Origin of the sequence: Brevundimonas sp. TSRC1-1 (assembly GCF_049898245.1) — a bacterium.
GTDB classification, from domain to species: Bacteria; Pseudomonadota; Alphaproteobacteria; order Caulobacterales; family Caulobacteraceae; genus Brevundimonas; species Brevundimonas mediterranea_A.
In genome coordinates this window covers 283,378-300,462 of record NZ_JAFCXI010000003.1, presented here as the reverse complement: position 1 = coordinate 300,462, position 17,085 = coordinate 283,378, and the positions used below count along the sequence as shown (strand labels likewise).

Here is a 17,085-nt window from a genome sequence, read left to right as displayed (position 1 = left end):
CTAGCCGCAGCTCTGCACGTTTTTACACGGCCTCGACTCATACCGGCGGTTCAGTTCGTCTGCATTAGGTGAAGTCAGTGCTAGGTGAACTGTCTCAGCACTCGTCGACGCTCGCGTGAAGACGCTTCAGACGGGTCCGGATGTTCGCCCCCGCCCTGCCATTCCTTCCGACCGCCAGCCATCCAGTCCTCGAAATAATAGAGCCACGTATCCATCCAAGGCAGGAACGTCAGGTCGAGACGGTCCGACGCTGTCCACTCCCGGGCATTCGGCCAGTACAGACACAGCCGCGTAGGCCGCTGAGAATACACGTGAGGCAGCTTGTCGCCCTCCGCCAGAAGGACGAGATCCGGTCTGTCGACGAACAGTTGAGGCGTTTCGCCCTCTTGGTACACGAGGCGCAGCTCGTATTCGCGAGCGAGCGGAAACGGCCGCCTGGACATGCGCCAGGTCAGCCGCCCGCGCGCCACCGAGCCGTTGCCCGGATAGACCTCGCTGCTGCGCAGATGGAGCAGCTGCTGCGCCACAGACAGAGATGGCCTGCCGCCGTAGTTCACTCGTCCGGCGCTCCGAAGAAGGTGTTGGCCCTCACCGGCGTCGCTTTCGCGACCCCCGTGACCAGCCCGACGCCCGCCGCCACACCGAGCTTGCCGGTCGACCGCGCCTCCGAGATGCGGCCGGTGTAGGCGTTCAGCGCCTTCTCGACGACGCCATCGCCGAGCGAGTGACGCAGTTCGCCCACCAGCTCGTCCAGGCCATCCATTTCGATCAGCCGGCTGAGATCGGCCTGGGCCTTGCGGTGCCACCGATAGAACGCATCCGCCCGCGCCGGCTCGACGTTCCACTTCTCGGCGAAGTTCTCGCCGTGGGTGGTTTCGTTCCAGATGAAATAGTGCGTGCGGCCCTCGAACACCTCTTTCTCGATGAACATCGGCATAAACTTGACGATGCTCAGCAGGAGGTCGAGTTCGTTGTCGAACGTCCATTGTCGGCAGCAGTATTCGTAGCTGCGCGCAGCCAGCTGCGTGATGATCACCGAAAGCGGCGCCAGCGACAAATCCTGCTTCTCGAAAGCGACGTCGCGGTGACGCTTCAGGATCTGCACCGTGCGGCGCAGAACACCCTTCGCACCCGACTTGGTCGGGAACGGCTCGACACTCGCATCGGCCGTGTAGCGGTTCTCCTGCATCGCCTTCTCGACACGCAGGAGCGGCACCAGCTTGGAGCGCTCATCGAACTTGTCGCGGAAGCCCTTCGGGTTCGACGGCTTCCACTGGCTGAGCGATTTGTCCGGCACCAATTCGCCACCGCTGGGGCAGTGCGGGTTCGGGATCGAGGGCGTGATGTCCAGATGGAATTCGTTGGCGTACACGATGCGCCAGCAGCGCTGCTTCTCCTCCAGGATCGGACGGTAACGGCCGTTCTCACGGATACGGTCTCCGACCAATTGCTTGACGAGGCCCGGCTGCATGCTCGGCTTGGCGTCGGGCAGTAGGGCGATCAGATCGACATCATGCTCGTTGCTCTTGATCGGCTTGACGTTGGTGCCGATAGCCGTCGAGCCCTGGGCGTAGATCACGCTGGTCTTCAGCAGCATGTCGTCCGCATAGGCCAGCCAGGACCCGACCGTCTCGTAGCGCGACTTCGCTTCCTGATACTGCGTCTCCGTCAGGTCGAGTTCCTGACACAGACGATCCAGGAAGCCGTAGGTCTCGACTTTCCGGAAATACAGGCTGTCAAAAGTTCTGTTCGGGGAGCCGTCAGGCATGATCGAGCTCCTTTCGAGCCGCGTTGGTGGGGGAGGAAATTTGGCCGATGGTCAGCCGCGGCTCGAAGCCGCCATGCGCACGGTTCTCGTCGTAGATGATGAGTGGCAGATCAGCCTTCGGCATCCAGACACGACCGAGTTCGACAGCCGCCGAGACCGGCATCGCCGGAAAGACGTGGATCGCCGCGTCCTGGCCGTGAACGGCCTTGATCTGGTCGAACGTGCGCCGGACCGTTTCACGGAACCGGCCGAGATCGTCGTGCCGGTGCATAATGTCACGATCCGGTTGCGGCACGGTGATCCGCCAGATCGGCGCATCGCCGAGAACGGCTTCGATGCGGTCGTCGGTGATGATCGCGCTCAGGCTCAGGATCAGCGCCACCGACTTGCCGATACCGACCTTCTCGCTTGCCTCGAAAGCGACGGGGTCGCGGCCGTCGCGCCAGTCCCAGCCTTGAGGCTCCCGGTGCAACTGGTGGACCGTCACAGCAGGAATATCCGACAGCAACCGTCCGAGTTCGATCAAGAGCGGCTGCGGGGCCAGCGCGAAAACCGATAGGTGCTTGATGTGCCCATCCGCCAGTTGGTCACGGACCTTGCGGTCAAACTGCCTGCGCAGGTTGGGCGACTGAATGCTCCAGTATTCCGGTTCGTGATCCCCGAATTCGCAGCGGGTCAGGTCGAGCGCGATGGGTTCGCGAACCGCAGGAAAGCGTTCCGGCAACATCGCAGCCTTGGCCAGGTCATAACGGGCAGGGCAGTCATGTTCGCCGACACGGGCGGAATAGAGGAGAACATGTGACGCCCGGTCGGGCGCGATGCCGGTGACGATGTCGATCCGCGTTTCATGCGCGGCTTTCATCTCCAGCAGCAGGGCCTCGGGATAGTCCTGCGAGGTGTCGTTTCCGTCGATCAGGCGGTGATGCGCATTGCAGAGCAGCATCAGGTTGGCGACGTCGTCGGCCAGCTTCGGCGAACGGTGCGGATCGCCGCGCGGCCCGCCGGCAGATTCCGCGACGATGTGCGCGACGTAGCCGTTATTCAGCTCGTCTTTGCCGGACAGCCAGTCGCCGAGAAGCGGGTCGTTGCAGAACTGGCAACGGCCGCCGCTACGCGTCCAGAGTGTCAGGCGGGTTCGGTTTGAAACTCCCACTCCTGGTTCCTCATTCTTCCGGCCATGCCGGGCTCTTTTGTTCGACCGCCTGACGGCGGCAGCTCGATGATCTGTCTCACGCGCACTTGCCCCTCCCTAGAACAACACGGACCCAAACCGGGAACATGCTGTGAACTAACTACCGAGATTCCCCGACTTCAAGCGAACCGCATCGCCGGAGCGATGCGGCCCCGCTTAGCTCTCGCGCACCGTCGTGTGCGGGCTGGCCTTGCCGTGCTTGGTGGTGACGAAGCGACCCGAGATCGCGCTGCGGTAGGCCCCGCCCGTGCTGCCGCTCTTGCCGCCGCTTTCCTTCACCGTGGTGCGGGGACTGGCCTTGCCGTGCCCGGAGGTCACATACCGGCCCGAAATGGCGCTCCGATAGGAACCGCCGCCTTTGCCCTTGCCCATCGTCGTATTCTCCCTTGCCAAATTGCCGCTGATCCGGCATCTGTATGGGTAAATCAGACGGTTCGTTCGTGTCAAGATGATTCGACCGGATCGTTCGATCTATTTGTACAAGCGTAAGGAGGGCATGTGGCGATAGGGGACCGGCTTAAGGAGCTGCGCCTAAAAAAGGGGCAGTCCCTGCAACAGGTGGCGGACGCGATTGGCGCGTCGAAGGCTCACATCTGGGAACTGGAGAGCAATCGGAGCAAGAACCCATCGCTTGACCTGCTCCAGAAGATTTCCGGGCATTTCGGAACCACGGTTGCCTACCTCATTAACGAACAACCAGGCGACTTGACCAAGGCCGACCAGTTTTTCCGTCGGAATAGTTCCAAGTTCGAGGGCATGACTGACGCAGATTTCGACATCTTCGAGAAACTGCTGGATCGGATCACAGACAGTGAGCGCAAGTGATCCGGTCATAGATTTGATGGAGCTGGCCGATATCGGCCAGCCGCGGAAGCTCGCCCTCGAAATTCACAAGCAGCTGCGCGCGCAATATGGCTCGGTTCCCGACCGAGTTCCGCTCGATGGCATCGCACGAGCCGTCGGTATCGTCGCCATCGACGACTTCGACACCGATCGATTTGAAGGCACCCTCGTCGTTCAGGGCGAAAAAGGCGCCATCGGGCTTCGACGCGGCCTCAATCGCGGCCGGCGCAACTTTACCCTGGGCCATGAGCTCGGGCACTTCCTCAACCCTTGGCACCGCACCCTCAAATCCCGTTTCGAGTGCGATTCCGCCGCCGTCAGAGCCGCCCGGGCGGCAGGCTTCACCGACCGCCCAGCGCTCGAGCAGATTGAGGTCGAAGCCAACGAGTTCGCGGCGACCCTCCTCGTCCCCCTGCCCGAATATCGAACCGCGCGCAAAGCACTCGGTTCGGACGAAGATGTTGTCAACATCCGCACCCTCGCCGACCGGTTCGACGTATCCCAGGAATTCCTGGCGCGTCTCTACGTTGATCAGGCTGACGCCAAGATCGGGATCTTGATGTGCAAGGACGGCCTGGTCCGCCGTTTCATACTCCCGCGAGAGTTTCCCTATTTGGGCCTCAAGCTAGGCCAGCCGATTTCACGCGAAACCCTCACGCACGAGTTTCGCCGCACTCATCCAGTCGGCACCGCATCCAATCTTCAAAGTGTGGCTACGACGGCTTGGCTGGAACGCCGTGGCGATGTCTCGGCGCTCTACGAACAGGTCCTGCTCCAGCGCGACGGCTGGACAACCACGCTTCTTGTCATCGACGAAGATGAGGATGCCGAAGACGATGACCGGAATTGGAACCGGCGGAACACGCGGTTTCGATAGGCAGAAGTACGATGGACCTCAGGGATATGTATTGCCGTTTCGTGGAGATCATCGACGAGGCGGTAGTTAAGAAGAACATTTATGCCGTGCCCCAATCAGCGGCCGAAGTTGGCATGCAGGGCGGGGAAGAGCAGCGGAACTCCGGACAGCGATGGAACTACACCTTGAAAGGTCAGGATGGACTTACCCTATCAGTTCACGCGCGCTGGTGGGACCAATCCCAAGCCTTCTCGATCCGGCCGGACATGCACGTCATGACCGTCGAACTCACGGGCGATGCTATTCCGAGACACCACGAGGGGCGCTATGAGGAGTAATCTATCGCGGCGGCCGACCGCGCGGATCGCTCCAATGCCCGGATCATCGATCGAACGTCCAGTACGGCGAGCAGTCCGACCATCCAGTGCTGTGATTGTCCGCTTTTCGCCTCGGCGCTGAGGTCCGGTTCTAGCGCGTTCAGGAATACAGTGGCTGTTGTGGGTGGCGCATAACCCGCGTGGCGCAGCTTGCCGCTACTCAGCCGCGATCATCGCCAGTGCGCCGTCATCCCAAGCAAGGACGGGCTCTAACAAGCTGCGGGCCAGGTGGGTGACGACGGGGGCGACGACGCCGTCGCCGGCGACGTGATAGGCGTCGTTGTAGCGGGCCGGCAGGACGTAATCGTCGTCTAGCCCCATCAGCCGGGCGGCTTCGCGGCCGGACAGCAGTCGTGAACGGACCCGGTCGCCTTCGACCACCAGGATGATCTGGCGGGAGCTGCCGCCGGCAGGGGTGCGCAGGCAGCCAGCCACCTCATCGAAGCGCACCTCGGCGCGTTGGACCTTGCGGCCTTGGGCGTCCGGGCGGGTGCGGCGGTAGACCCCCCCCACCACGCGCCGGCCCTGGGTCTGGGCGGTCTTCACCTTGGCGCGGTTGAGTGGGCTCATCATGGCCAGCAGCTTCCGCGTCTCGGCGGGTGTGTGCCAGGGCACGTCGGCCGGTTCTTCCTCGATCTGGTCGGAGAAGAGGGGCGGCGTTTCCGTGGGTACGGGCATGGCCCACCAGAAATGGTGTTGGCGCACCGCTTCGGGCAGGCCGTCGACGGCGGCCTGCAGCCGGGCCGGTGTCCAAGCCGCTTCAGGCGTCTGGCTGATGACGCCGCCCGGCAGGGCGACGGTCTCATCGACGGCGACGATGAACAGCCGCGGGCGCGATTGCGCGACGAACCGACGAGCATCGATGACCATCGCCCCAAACCGGTACCCGGCTTCGGTGATGGCCTCGCAGATGGCGGCGAAGTCCCGCCCCTGATTGGACGTCAGGGCGCCGTAGACATTCTCCAGGATCAGGGTGCGCGGGGCGCGGCCCTCGGCCTTGAGCGCCGTGATCAGGGACCAGAAAGGCCAGAACGAGCCCGAGCGGGTGTGTTCGTTCCCGTTACGCGCGCCAAGGCCCTTGTTGAGCCCGGCCAGGGACAGATCCTGGCAGGGGAAGGAGCCCCAGACGAGGTCGGCGCGGCCGGGGAGCTGGGCCGGTTTGACCTCGGCGACGTCGCCGCAAACGAGGTGATCGTCACCCCAGTTGGCGGCGTAAACCGCCGCCTTCATCGGGTCGAAATCGTTGGCAAAGTCGCAGCGCCAGCCCTTCAGGCCGGCTCGCGCCATGCCGCCGCCGGCGAAGAATTCGAAGAAGACGCGCTGCGCGCCTTGCGATCCGGGCGCGGGGAACGGGCTGACGGTCATGGCTCACCCTCCGAATCGGCGCACATCTTCATTCTAGTTCCACTTATGTTCCGTTAACGTCAATGCTGAAAAAGGCGAATCGGTGGACAAGGTTGCACGCTAGGCGAGCGCTGGAATGAAGACCTTCGACCTTGAGACGCCCGCCGCGCCCGATCCGGGGCGGCTCCGATGGCCCCGGCGCTGGGAAGTGTCGGGTGATGAGGCCGCGCCTGTGGGCAATCAGCATTATCAGGATCTCACTGCAGCCAGCTGGGCGGACGTCTCCCGCGTGCTGGAGTTGGAGGCCGCCTTGGTGCGTCGGGTCGAGGACGCCTTCGACCCAAGCGGCGAGGAAAGCCAGATCGAGGCCGAACTGGACGGCCAGCGCGATGACGACGACGAGACGCCGTTGCGGGGGCTCGACCTGGGCGTCGCCTCAGCCGTTCTGGTCTTGGCCGCCGTCGGCGCAGTTCCCGTCGCCAGCTGCAACGGCGGCGCGTTCGGCCGGGTCCATTTGGGCTCCAATCCCTATGTGGCCTGCTACATCCGCCCGCGACGGTTTCTCATCGTGTCGGATTGGGCGGTCCGGGCCGGGCTCCTGCAAATCGTGACCAGGGATGGCGCTCTGGTGCTTCATGCCCGTCGGGTAAAAGACTTCCTTCGCTTTGCGGAACTGGCCCTGACCGATCAGGCCCTTCCGGTGGATCGCGCATGACCGGTGATGAGTTGACGCCTCCGGCCTTGAGCGCCGAAGCCCTCGCGGACCTAGAAGCCCTGATCGCCGGCGGCCGTTTCGCCACGACCGGGCCGTTGGCGATCGCCCTAGTCGTGGTGGATCGCGCCCGGGGGCGCGACATGCCGCTGGACGCGTTCGACTTCCGGGCCGCCAACAGCGCCCAGGTCGCCGGAGCCGGCGGGGTAGCGGCCAACCGGATCCTCAGACGACATGGCGTCAACAACAGCTTGGGCAGTGAGGGTGGACGAACCAGCCGCGGCAGCATCGACCGGATGGAGGAGCTGGTCGCCCTGCTCAACCGTCGTCATGCGGCAGGGGATCTGGATCTTGACGCGGTTGAGGCCTTCTGGGTGCAGAAGGCGCGGGACTATTTCAACACCACTCCGATCGCGTTCCGGGCCGATCCAGCGCTCAGCCTGCGGATGGCCTTGCGCGAGCTGCTCGCGCAGGCCGAGCTGCGCCAGAAGTCCATGGGCGGGGTGATGATCGTGGGTGCGGTCATGCAGCATATCGTGGGGGCGGTCCTGGAGTTGTCGTTGGGACGAGGCGGCGTCACCCATCACGGCTCCAACCAGAATGACGCCAAGGGCAGGGGCGGGGATTTCGAGCTGGAGGACGCGGTGCTGCACGTCACCAATGCGCCCACTGCCCAGCTGATCGGCAAATGCCGCGCGAACCTAGACGCAGGGACGCGGCCAGTCATCGTCACTAATCCCAAGCCCTTGATCGCGGCGGAGGTTCTCGCTGATGCAGAAGGGCTCGGCAGTCGGATCGAGTTCGTGGACTTCGAACAGTTCGTTTGCGTGCAACTTTACAGCCTCGGTGGCTTCAAGGCTTTGAACGTTCGAGGCCAGCTAACGCGGCTTATTGAGACCTACAACGCGATCATCGATCAGGTTGAGCCCAGTCCCAGCCTTCGTGTCGCGCTGGGCGGGTGATAAACCTACGCCTCAACCTTTGGCCTGATGAATCAACCCAATCGGCGTCGGGCAATTCGGCTAAAGCCAACTTGCGATCAGAATGTCCGCTTCGGGCGTTACAGCCAATGTCCGCAGTTGGCGCACAGCTGTCAGGAACCGCATTGCGGAAGGGGAGCAGCGCTCTAGGAGCGTGGAGATGCTGGGTGCGGGCCTGAGCACAGATCCGATGTCGAAGCTCGGAGGCCGCTGTCCGCCCACTGACAGAGATCGTCCAGGTCGTATACGACCCGCCCACCAAGTTTACGATACACCGGCCCCGTGCCGTAGGTTCTGTGCTTCTCGAGCGTCCTGCTGGAGAGGCCAAGATACTCTCCCGCCTGAGGGGTGCGCAGAAACCGCTGACCTACGCGCGTGCTCATCTCGAACCTCCGTCCAGATCGGCGATGATGCCCTCAGTGCGAGGTGCGGGCGACCCGATGGCGTCGCACCGTGAGTCCTCGGGTTCGAGCGCTCGATCACGCGAAAGTCACCGGCGCTCAACGCCCGCGAATAGTCGCCAAAGTCACCGTTCTAAACACCGTTCTAAACGGTCAAGCTAGAACGAGCGGTCACCCCTTGGTGGCCATAAACTGCTGATTTCATTGAAGGACGATGGTGGGTGATGTAGGGTTCGAACCTACGACCCGCTGATTAAGAGTCAGCTGCTCTACCAACTGAGCTAATCACCCGACCGGTCGTCTTCGTCTTCGGGGGCGAGAGGCCTTGCCGAAGGGCGCTCCTACTACCCAGCCCTTGGGGGGTTGGCAAGCGCTTTCGCAAACTTTCTTTGACGGGCATGGTCCGCACGGAATCGGTCGCGTGGGGCGGCGGGGGAGCAATCATCATGGCCTTCTGGAACCGGCGTCGTTCGATCGACGTCATGACGGCGCCACACGACGGACCACGCCTGAAGCCGACGCTCAGCTGGCCGCACCTGCTGGCCCTGGGCGTGGGCGCCATCGTCGGCACCGGCATTCTGACCCTGATCGGGGTCGGGGCGGGGCTGGCGGGGCCGGCGGTGCTGATCAGCTTCGGTCTGGCCGGCTTGGTCTGCGCCTGCGCCGCCCTGGCCTATGCCGAACTGTCGACCATGATGCCGGCGGCGGGCAGCGCCTATACCTATTCCTACGCCGTCCTGGGCGAGATGATCGCCTGGGTGGTGGGCTGGAGCCTGATCCTGGAATATTCGCTGGTGGTCAGCGCCGTGGCGGTGGGCTGGTCCGGTTACGCGGTCGGCTTCCTCAGCGGTCTGGGCGTCGATCTGCCGGCCGCCCTGGTCGCCGGGCCGCACGCCGGCGGGATCATCAACCTGCCGGCCGTAGCCATCATCGGGGTGGTGACGGGCCTGCTGCTGCTGGGCACCAAGGAGAGCGCGACGCTGAACGCCGTGCTGGTGGTGATCAAGATCGCCGCCCTGGTGGTCTTCGTCGCCATCGCCCTGCCGGCCTTCAAGCCCGAGAACTTCACCCCCTTCATGCCCAACGGCTTCGGCGCCCCCTTCGTCCAGACCGGGGTGATGGCGGCGGCGGCCATCATCTTCTTCGCCTTCTATGGGTTCGACGCCATTTCGACGGCGGCCGAGGAGACCAAGAAGCCCGAGCGCGACCTGGCCATCGGCATCGTCGGCTCCATGCTGGTCTGCACGGCCCTGTATCTGGTGGTCGCGGCCGCCGCCATCGGCGCCCGGCCGGTGGCGGATTTCGCCGACAGCCCCGAGCCCCTGGCCCTGATCCTGCGCCAGATGGGGCAGGGGACGGCGGCCCAGTGGATCGCGGCGGCGGCGGTGATCGCGCTCCCGACCGTGCTGCTGGCCTTCCTGTTCGGCCAGAGCCGCATCTTCCTGGGCATGGCGCGCGACGGCCTGCTGCCGCGCCGCCTGGCCAAGGTGTCGGCGCGCGGCGTGCCGGCGGTGGTGACGGTCTTTACGGCTGTGGTGGTGGCGATCCTGGCCGGCCTGCTGCCGCTGGACGAACTGGCGTCCCTGGCCAACGCCGGCACCCTGGCGGCCTTCTGTTCGGTGGGGGTGTGCCTGGTCGTGCTGCGGATTCGCGAGCCGAATCGCAAACGGGTGTTCAAGGCGCCGCTGTGGCCCCTGGTCGGCGCGATCAGCGTGATCGGCTGCATCGTCTTCTTCCTGAGTCTGAAGCCCGTCACCCAGGTGGGCTTCGTCGTCTGGAACCTGATCGGCGTGGCCATCTATCTGCTGTGGTCGTCGAAGAACTCGCGCCTGGCCAAGGGTGAGGAAGAGGCCGCCTGATGGCGCGCCGCGATCTGACCGGCGCCGTCGACTTCAGCGTGCTTGAGGCCATGACCGGCGGCGACGCGTCGATTTCGGAAGAGGTGCTGGGCCTGTTCGTCGAACAGGCCGCCCTCTGGTCTGTGCTGCTGAACCCCAAGGCCGACGGCTGGCGCGACGGGGTGCACACCATTCGGGGCGCGGCGGCAGGGATCGGGGCCGGCGACCTGGCTTCGATCTGCGCCGAGGCGGAAGCGGCGGAACAGACCCTGGCGGCGCCGGCGCTGGACCGGGTCAAGACGGCGCTGGATGTCGCCCTGGCCGACGTGGCCGCCTATCGCCACGAGCTGATGCTGCGAGGGCTGCGAGGCTAGTCGAGGTCCTGGGCGGAATGTCTGATGTCGAGTATCACCACCATGTCTCCCACTACGCGGTAACGCAGCAAATAGGGTGGGACATGCGTCAACTGGCGGCGACCGCCGCCTATCGGCGCTCCACGTTCGGGGAAATCAGCCAGACTATCGCCGGCGGCCTTGAGCCGACTTGCTATGCGCTGACTGGCCAGCGGGTTGAAGTGGGAAATATAGGCTTGGATCGACCGGAGGCTCCGAAGGGACCTGATCGTCCAAACCACCCTAGTCATCCAGGCCCCAAGACTCCGGCGGCGGGCCTTCCTCAGGTGTGCCCCAGGTCAGAAGCCACTTTGCGACCTCTTCATGCGGGACGACCCGGCCGGCCGCGAAATCGGCCTCCGCCTCTTCCAGGGATCGGGCGTCCGCCTCGGGGTCAGGCTGGCTGAAGATGGAAGGTTCCTGATGCGCCATGTCAGGAGAATACCACTGTAAGGCGTTAGCTCCGAGTCCGGTCGTAGACCGCGAACTCGTGGGCGATGCAGCGGTCGATCAGCAGGCGCCAGACCGGTTCGGCGATCTCGGGCGCCAGGTCGTGGGCTTCGGCGGCGGTCAGGACCTTGGCCACGACGTCGTCGATGCGGGCCTGGTCGAAGACGGCGTCGCGGTCGGGCTTGATGCGGGCGGCCGCCTCCATATAGCGCTGGCGTTCGGCCAGCAGGGCGACCAGGGCGCGGTCCAAAGCGTCCACGCCCTGGCGGACCTCGGCCATCGACTGGCATTCGGCGGGATCGACGCGGGCGTCGACGGCGACAAGGGCAGGGTGGTGCATGGTCGTGGGGTTAGCCGCTCAGGCCGCCCAAGCCAAGACGTCAGCCGACGAAGGCGCGTTCCAGCACATAGTCGGCGGGTTCGGCGTTCGAGCCTTCCTTCAGCCCATAGGTCTCCAGCAGTTCGCCGGCTTCCTTGATCATGGCCATGGAGCCGCACAGCATGGCGCGGTCGCGGGCGGGGTCGAAGCCTTCCGGCAGGCCCAGGTCGCGGAAGAAGTCGCCCGCCTTGATCCGGTCGGTGATCCGGCCGGGGGTCTGGAATTCCTCGCGCGTGACCGTCGGATAATAGGTCAGCTGCGCCCTGGCCTCGTCGCCGATCAGCGGATCGTCGTGGATCTCGCGGGTGAAGAAGTCGCGGTAAGCCAGGTCGGCGACGTTCCGCACCGTGTGGATCACATAGACATGGCCGAAGCGGGAATAGGTCTCGGGATCGCGCGCCACGCTCAGCCAGGGGGCCAGGCCCGTGCCCGTGCCGATCAGGAACAGCCGCTCGCCGCCGGTCAGGGCGTCCAGCACCAGGGTGCCCGTCGGTTTCTTGCCCATCAGCAGCGTGTCGCCCGGTTGGATCTTCTGCAGGCGCGAGGTCAGGGGACCGTCGGCGACCTTGATCGAGAAGAACTCCAGCTCCTCGGCCCAGCAGGGGCTGGCGATGGAATAGGCGCGCAGGACGGGCTTGCCGCCGTCTTCGCCGGGCAGGCCGATCATCACGAACTCGCCCGAGCGGAAGCGGAAATCCTCGGGCCGTTTCACGCCGAAGCTGAACAGGCTGTCGGTCCAGTGGCGGACCCACAGAACCTCCAGTTCGTTGAACGGGCTGGCTTTGACGGGAGCGGGGGAGGGGGCGGCGTCGGTCATCGTACGCCTCTCTAATCTGAGACCCGCTCGCAGGGAAGGAAAAGCCATCGTCCCAATGGCGACTTTTCCTCGTGACGGCTTGCAGAAGCGCCGCTAGCGTCGCCGACCATGCGCACAATTCTTCTTGCCTCGACCATCCTCCTCTCGGCCGGTTCAGCGGTCGCCCAGGAGTCGCCCTCCAACATCCTTACGCCCGAGCGGGTCTTCTCCAGCCCCAGCCTGAACGGCCCGGTGGCCAAGGGGGTCAGCCTGTCGCCCGACGGCCAGCTGGTGGCCTTCCTGCGCTCGCGCGAGGACAATGTGGACGTCCAGGACCTGTGGGCCGCCCCGACCGGCGAGGGCGAACCATACAAGCTGATCGACGCCCGCGCCTTGGTCCCCGACGCCGGCGAACTGTCCGAGGCCGAAAAGGCCCGGCGCGAGCGGATGCGGATCAGCGCCCGCGGCGTCGTCGACTATTCCTGGGACCAGCAGGGCCGCTACATCCTGGCGCCGCTGGAGGGCGACATCTTCCTGGCCAGCCGCGCCGACGGCAAGGTGCGCCGCCTGACCGAGACCGCCGCCGACGAGATCGACGCCAAGGTCTCGCCCAAGGGCAATTATGTCTCCTGGGTCCGCGACCAGAACCTGGTGATCTACGACCTGGCGACCGGCCAGGAGACCCCGATCACCGACGACGGCGCCGGCCTGATCACCTGGGCCACGGCCGAGTTCATCGCCCAGGAGGAGATGGACCGCGACACCGGCTATTGGTGGAGCCCGGACGAACGCTACATCGCCCTGACGCGTGTGGACGAAAGCCCGGTGGACATCGTGCCCCGGTTCGAGATCACCGGCGCCGGCGCCACCATGGTCGAACAGCGCTATCCCCGCGCCGGCCGGCCCAACGCCGTGGTCGAACTCTATGTCCGCGACCTGCAGACCGGGGCGCGGGTCAAGGTCGACCTGGGCTCCAACACCGACATCTATCTGGCGCGGGTCGACTGGGCCGGCGACGGCCAGACCCTGTATGTCCAGCGCCAGTCGCGCGACCAGAAGACGCTGGACCTGCTCAGCGTCGATCCGGCCACCGGCGCCTCTCGCGTCATCCTCAGCCAGAAGGCCCAGGCCTGGGTCGATCTGAACAACGACTTCCATGTCCTGGCGGACGGCCGTTTCATCTGGTCGAACGAGGACAGCGGCTGGCGCCACCTGTATTTGTACGACCGCAATGGGCGCCAACTGCGGGCCATCACGCGCGGCGACTATCCGGTTAAACATCTGGACGGCGTCAACGCACAGACCGGCGAGGTCTATTTCACCGCCTCGATGCGCGACGGCAAGGAACTGCCGATCGAGCAGCAGATGTTCCGCGCCAGCCTGAACCGCACCGTCGATCCCGTGGCGGTGACCCCGGCCGGCGGCTGGTGGAACGTCTCGGTCAACGGGCCGGCGACCGCCTATGTCGGCAACTATTCCGATCCGAAGACCCCGCCGCAATCGGCCCTGTACCGGATCGACGGCACGCGCGTGCGCTGGATCGAGGAGAACAGGCTCGACGCCGCCCACGCCTTCGCCCCCTATGTCTCGCGTCTTCGCACGCCCGAGTTCGGCACGATGCAGAGCCACGGCGAAACCCTGGTCTGGCGCATGACCACCCCGCCCGACTTCGATCCGTCGAAGAAATATCCGGTGGTGATGCAGGTCTATGGCGGTCCCGGCACCGGCGCGGGCGTGCAGAAGAGCTGGCAGCCCCTGACCAACCAACTGCTGACCGAGGCCGGCTATATCGTCTTCCGCGTCGACAACCGTGGCGAGGGCGACCGGTCCCAGGCCTTCGAGACCAGCATCTATCGCCGCCTGGGCCTTCCTGCGGTCGAGGATCAGGCCTTGGCCGCCAAATGGTTGAAGACGCTGCCCTATGTCGATCCTGACCATATCGCGGTCATGGGCTGGAGCTTCGGCGGCTTCCTCAGCCTGCTGACCCTGACCGACAAGGATGCGGATCTGGCGGCCGCCCTGGCGGGCGCGGCGCCGACGGAATGGAGCCTCTACGACACCCATTATACCGAACGCTACATGTCCACGCCGCAGGACAATCCGGACGGCTATGCGGCCACCGACGTCCTGCCGCGCCTCGACGACCTGACCGGCCGGCTGCTGATCCTGCACGGCATGGCCGACGACAATGTCATCTTCGGCAACGCCACCCGCGTGATCGACGCCCTTCAGGCCAAGAGCACGCCGTTCGAGATGATGCTCTATCCCGGCCAGAGACACGGCGTCCGCGGCGAACCGAGGCAACTTCAGCAATGGCGCACCTACCTCGACTTCCTGGACCGCACGATCGGCAAGCGGGCGGAACCGGCCGCCGACTGATCCTCGCGGCTGCGGTCGCGCTGTCCCTGGCGGGATGCACGGCCGGGGCGGGCGGTCAGGCGAGGGATTATCCGTCCGCGTCGGCGGTGGTCGCGGCCGGCCGGCTGAACGACAGCGCCCATGCGGTGCTGCGCTGGAGCGTGGCTTCGCCGACCGGCCGCGGCGTGTCCGCCGTGTCCGGAATGCCGATCCTGCTGAAGGATAATATCGAGACGGCGGACATGCCGACCACCGCCGGGGCGCTGGCTCTGGCGAACAATGCGCCGGGCCGCGACGCGCCCCTGGTCGCCCGTCTGCGCGCCGGTGGCGCGGTCATCGTCGGCAAGACCAATCTGTCGGAATGGGCCAATATCCGCTCGTCGGACTCGATCAGCGGCTGGAGCGCGGTCGGCGGCCAGACCCTGAACCCCTATGATCCCGCCCGCACCCCCTGCGGCTCCTCGTCCGGCAGCGGTGCGGCGGTGGCCCTGGGCCTGACGCCTGCGGCCATAGGCACCGAGACGGACGGCTCCATCACCTGTCCGGCCTCGGTCAACGGGATCGTCGGGTTCAAGCCCACGGTCGGCCTGGTCTCGCGCACCCACATCGTGCCGATCAGCCATTCCCAGGACACCGCCGGCCCGATGGCGGCGACCGTTCGCGACGCCGCGCGGGTGCTGACCGTCATCGCCGGTTCGGACCCTGCCGACGCCGCCACGGTCGAGGCGGATGCGCGCAAGACCGACTATGTCGCCGCCCTGGACGCAGGATCGCTGCGCGGTGCGCGGATCGGGGTGATGCGGTTCCTGCAGGGCTATTCGCCCGAGACCCAGGCGGTGTTCGAACAGAACCTGCAGGCCCTGCGCGACGCCGGCGCCGTCCTGATCGATCTGCCGGAGGGGCCTGACGGCCGCACCCTGGGCGAGGCTGAGTTCAAGGTGCTGCTGTACGAACTGAAGCACGATCTGAACGCCTATCTGGCCTCGACCGACCCGACCCAGGTCAGGACACGCACCCTGGCCCAGGTCATCGCCTTCAACGCCGCCGAGCCGCGCGAGACCGTGCTGTTCGGCCAGGACGTCTTCGAACAGGCCCAGGCCATGGGCGGGCTGGACGACCCCGCCTATATCCAGGCCCGCGCCACCTCGCTGCGACTGGCGGGGGAGGAAGGGATCGACCGGCTGATGCGGGCGCACAGCCTGTCCGCCCTGGTCGCCCCCACCACCTCGCGCGCCTGGACCAATGACCCCAAGGACGACGACGACATGCAGGGCGCCGCCAGCCGTCTGGCCGCCGTCGCCGGCTATCCCCACCTGACCGTGCCGATGGGGTTTGATCAGAATATGCCCGTAGGTCTCAGCTTTATCGGTGGAAAATGGGATGACGCGCGCATCCTTTCCCTTGGTTACGCCTTCGAACAGGCGACGCAGGCGCGGCGGCCGCCGCCTGTATCCCGGCCCTGACATCGGGCGGTCGCGGCCGCTGGGAATGCGGCATGAGCGACCTGATCGCCAATATCGTCGGCTCGGCCGCAGCGGTCTGCTCCGTGACCAGTTTCGCGCCCCAGGCGATCAAGATCTGGAAGGAGCGCGACGCCTCCTCGGTCAGTCTGAAGACCTATTCGCTGACCGTGACCTGTTTCGCCCTGTGGGTCGTCTACGGCGTCATGACCCAGGCCTGGCCGGTGACCATCGCCAACTCATGCGCCCTGGTCATGGCTTCGGGCGTCCTGGCGATGAAATGGCGCTTCCGGAACGGCGATCCCGAAGCGTGACGGTTTGATCCGGATCAAGGCGAACCCTGTCTGACGGCGCAATCGTGGGCGGAGGAGATTTCGCATGCCCCAGGACGCAGTCCCATTCGTCGCCGCTATCGTCGCGGCCTTCGTCTTCTTCATGGCCGCGCTGGCCCTGGCCGGCCTGTATTCGCGCTCGTCCGACGACAAGTGACGACAGCTTTACCCGACGTGATCTTGGCGCCCTGCGCGATGCGGGTTACGGCATGTGTTCCAACGTCCAAGGGAGACGCCTCCAATGCCTGATCTCGCACAAGTCACAGAACACATCCGCGGCGCCGTCGGCGACAACTCCGGCCTCGGCAAGACCGTGAAGCTCGACCTCGGCGACGAGGGCAAGATCTTCATCGACGGCGCCTCGGCGCCGAACACCGTCACCAACGAAGACAAGCCCGCCGACGCCACCATCTCGATGAAATGGGATGACTTCATGGCCCTGTCGGAAGGCAAGCTGGATCCGATGATGGCCTTCATGCAGGGCAAGCTGAAGATCGCCGGCGACATGATGATCGCCCAGAAACTGGCCCCGCTGCTGAAGCGCTGATGGCAGGCTGAGCAACAGTTGATTGCGGCGCGGCTCCCCTCGGGGCCGCGCCGTTTTCGT

Annotated in this window: 20 protein-coding genes and 1 tRNA gene; 11 read left to right on the top strand and 10 right to left on the bottom strand. The window is 65.4% G+C overall.

Translation table 11 applies throughout. From position 1 onward, the window contains the following. Nucleotides 1-80: 80 nt before the first annotated feature. From ACP7CK_RS11420 to ACP7CK_RS11405, 4 genes are all read right to left on the bottom strand, one after another. Nucleotides 81-557 (bottom strand): hypothetical protein, encoded by a 477-nt coding sequence (locus ACP7CK_RS11420; RefSeq protein WP_419756407.1) that lies wholly within the window; start codon nt 555-557, stop codon nt 81-83. Then, the gene (locus ACP7CK_RS11415; protein ID WP_419756406.1) at nt 554-1,768 is read right to left on the bottom strand and encodes a nucleotidyltransferase domain-containing protein; all 1,215 of its coding nucleotides are present in this window, start codon (nt 1,766-1,768) and stop codon (nt 554-556) included. The genes ACP7CK_RS11420 and ACP7CK_RS11415 overlap by 4 nt, the downstream gene beginning before the upstream one ends. Further along, complete coding sequence (locus ACP7CK_RS11410) at nt 1,761-2,921, bottom strand: SAVED domain-containing protein (protein WP_426026051.1); 1,161 nt, start codon at nt 2,919-2,921, stop codon at nt 1,761-1,763. The genes ACP7CK_RS11415 and ACP7CK_RS11410 overlap by 8 nt, the downstream gene beginning before the upstream one ends. 195 nt (nt 2,922-3,116) lie before the next feature. Then, the gene (locus ACP7CK_RS11405) at nt 3,117-3,332 is read right to left on the bottom strand and encodes a hypothetical protein (RefSeq protein ID WP_421732049.1); all 216 of its coding nucleotides are present in this window, start codon (nt 3,330-3,332) and stop codon (nt 3,117-3,119) included. A 126-nt stretch (nt 3,333-3,458) separates the two neighbouring features. Between ACP7CK_RS11405 and ACP7CK_RS11400 the strand changes: the two genes are divergently transcribed. From ACP7CK_RS11400 to ACP7CK_RS11390, 3 genes are read left to right on the top strand one after another with little or no spacing between them, the layout of a single operon-like run. Beyond that, the gene (locus ACP7CK_RS11400) at nt 3,459-3,785 is read left to right on the top strand and encodes a helix-turn-helix domain-containing protein (protein WP_304271708.1); all 327 of its coding nucleotides are present in this window, start codon (nt 3,459-3,461) and stop codon (nt 3,783-3,785) included. A gap of 16 nt (nt 3,786-3,801) precedes the next feature. Continuing rightward, a complete protein-coding gene (locus ACP7CK_RS11395) occupies nt 3,802-4,680 on the top strand; it encodes an ImmA/IrrE family metallo-endopeptidase (protein WP_419756404.1) in 879 nt (292 codons plus the stop codon). A gap of 11 nt (nt 4,681-4,691) precedes the next feature. Further along, on the top strand, nt 4,692-4,997 hold the full coding sequence (locus ACP7CK_RS11390; RefSeq protein ID WP_421731826.1) for a hypothetical protein: 306 nt from the start codon (nt 4,692-4,694) through the stop codon (nt 4,995-4,997). A 195-nt stretch (nt 4,998-5,192) separates the two neighbouring features. Here the strand turns inward: ACP7CK_RS11390 and ACP7CK_RS11385 are convergent, their stop codons facing one another. Next, entirely contained in the window at nt 5,193-6,401 is a 1,209-nt protein-coding gene (locus tag ACP7CK_RS11385) for a DNA cytosine methyltransferase (RefSeq protein ID WP_419756402.1), read from the bottom strand. A gap of 115 nt (nt 6,402-6,516) precedes the next feature. On the opposite strand from ACP7CK_RS11385, the gene ACP7CK_RS11380 reads away from it, so the two are divergent. After that, nucleotides 6,517-7,095 (top strand): hypothetical protein, encoded by a 579-nt coding sequence (locus ACP7CK_RS11380; RefSeq protein ID WP_419756401.1) that lies wholly within the window; start codon nt 6,517-6,519, stop codon nt 7,093-7,095. Further along, a complete protein-coding gene (locus tag ACP7CK_RS11375) occupies nt 7,092-8,054 on the top strand; it encodes a DUF4928 family protein (protein WP_419756400.1) in 963 nt (320 codons plus the stop codon). The genes ACP7CK_RS11380 and ACP7CK_RS11375 overlap by 4 nt, the downstream gene beginning before the upstream one ends. 634 nt (nt 8,055-8,688) lie before the next feature. Here the strand turns inward: ACP7CK_RS11375 and ACP7CK_RS11370 are convergent. After that, nucleotides 8,689-8,764 (bottom strand) — tRNA-Lys (locus tag ACP7CK_RS11370). 155 nt (nt 8,765-8,919) lie between these two features. Here ACP7CK_RS11370 and ACP7CK_RS11365 point away from each other — a divergent pair. Both ACP7CK_RS11365 and ACP7CK_RS11360 read left to right on the top strand, forming a co-directional pair. Further along, a complete protein-coding gene (locus tag ACP7CK_RS11365) occupies nt 8,920-10,332 on the top strand; it encodes an amino acid permease (protein ID WP_008261041.1) in 1,413 nt (470 codons plus the stop codon). Continuing rightward, complete coding sequence (locus ACP7CK_RS11360) at nt 10,332-10,685, top strand: Hpt domain-containing protein (protein WP_008259521.1); 354 nt, start codon at nt 10,332-10,334, stop codon at nt 10,683-10,685. The genes ACP7CK_RS11365 and ACP7CK_RS11360 overlap by 1 nt, the downstream gene beginning before the upstream one ends. Here the strand turns inward: ACP7CK_RS11360 and ACP7CK_RS11355 are convergent. From ACP7CK_RS11355 to ACP7CK_RS11340, 4 genes are read right to left on the bottom strand one after another with little or no spacing between them, the layout of a single operon-like run. Continuing rightward, nucleotides 10,682-10,954 (bottom strand): type II toxin-antitoxin system RelE/ParE family toxin, encoded by a 273-nt coding sequence (locus ACP7CK_RS11355; protein ID WP_040349638.1) that lies wholly within the window; start codon nt 10,952-10,954, stop codon nt 10,682-10,684. The genes ACP7CK_RS11360 and ACP7CK_RS11355 overlap by 4 nt on opposite strands. Then, a complete protein-coding gene (locus ACP7CK_RS11350; RefSeq protein WP_292147187.1) occupies nt 10,947-11,135 on the bottom strand; it encodes an antitoxin in 189 nt (62 codons plus the stop codon). The genes ACP7CK_RS11355 and ACP7CK_RS11350 overlap by 8 nt, the downstream gene beginning before the upstream one ends. Before the next feature lie 25 nt (nt 11,136-11,160). Continuing rightward, nucleotides 11,161-11,493 carry a chorismate mutase gene (locus tag ACP7CK_RS11345; protein WP_035306208.1) on the bottom strand — a complete coding sequence of 111 codons (333 nt, stop codon included), beginning with the start codon at nt 11,491-11,493 and terminating at the stop codon, nt 11,161-11,163. Nucleotides 11,494-11,533: 40 nt separating this feature from the next. Continuing rightward, nucleotides 11,534-12,349, bottom strand: coding sequence for a ferredoxin--NADP reductase (locus ACP7CK_RS11340; RefSeq protein WP_426026050.1), 816 nt, complete (start codon nt 12,347-12,349; stop codon nt 11,534-11,536). 108 nt (nt 12,350-12,457) lie between these two features. Here ACP7CK_RS11340 and ACP7CK_RS11335 point away from each other — a divergent pair, with 108 nt between their 5' ends. From ACP7CK_RS11335 to ACP7CK_RS11320, 4 genes are all read left to right on the top strand, one after another. Further along, nucleotides 12,458-14,707, top strand: coding sequence for a DPP IV N-terminal domain-containing protein (locus ACP7CK_RS11335; RefSeq protein ID WP_426026049.1), 2,250 nt, complete (start codon nt 12,458-12,460; stop codon nt 14,705-14,707). Next, the gene (locus tag ACP7CK_RS11330) at nt 14,641-16,149 is read left to right on the top strand and encodes an amidase (RefSeq protein ID WP_426026048.1); all 1,509 of its coding nucleotides are present in this window, start codon (nt 14,641-14,643) and stop codon (nt 16,147-16,149) included. Before ACP7CK_RS11335 ends, ACP7CK_RS11330 begins: the two co-directional genes overlap by 67 nt. 32 nt (nt 16,150-16,181) lie before the next feature. After that, entirely contained in the window at nt 16,182-16,460 is a 279-nt protein-coding gene (locus ACP7CK_RS11325) for a SemiSWEET family sugar transporter (protein ID WP_008259199.1), read from the top strand. Nucleotides 16,461-16,719: 259 nt separating this feature from the next. Continuing rightward, entirely contained in the window at nt 16,720-17,025 is a 306-nt protein-coding gene (locus ACP7CK_RS11320) for an SCP2 sterol-binding domain-containing protein (RefSeq protein ID WP_035306210.1), read from the top strand. The last annotated feature ends 60 nt before the right edge of the window (nt 17,026-17,085 follow it).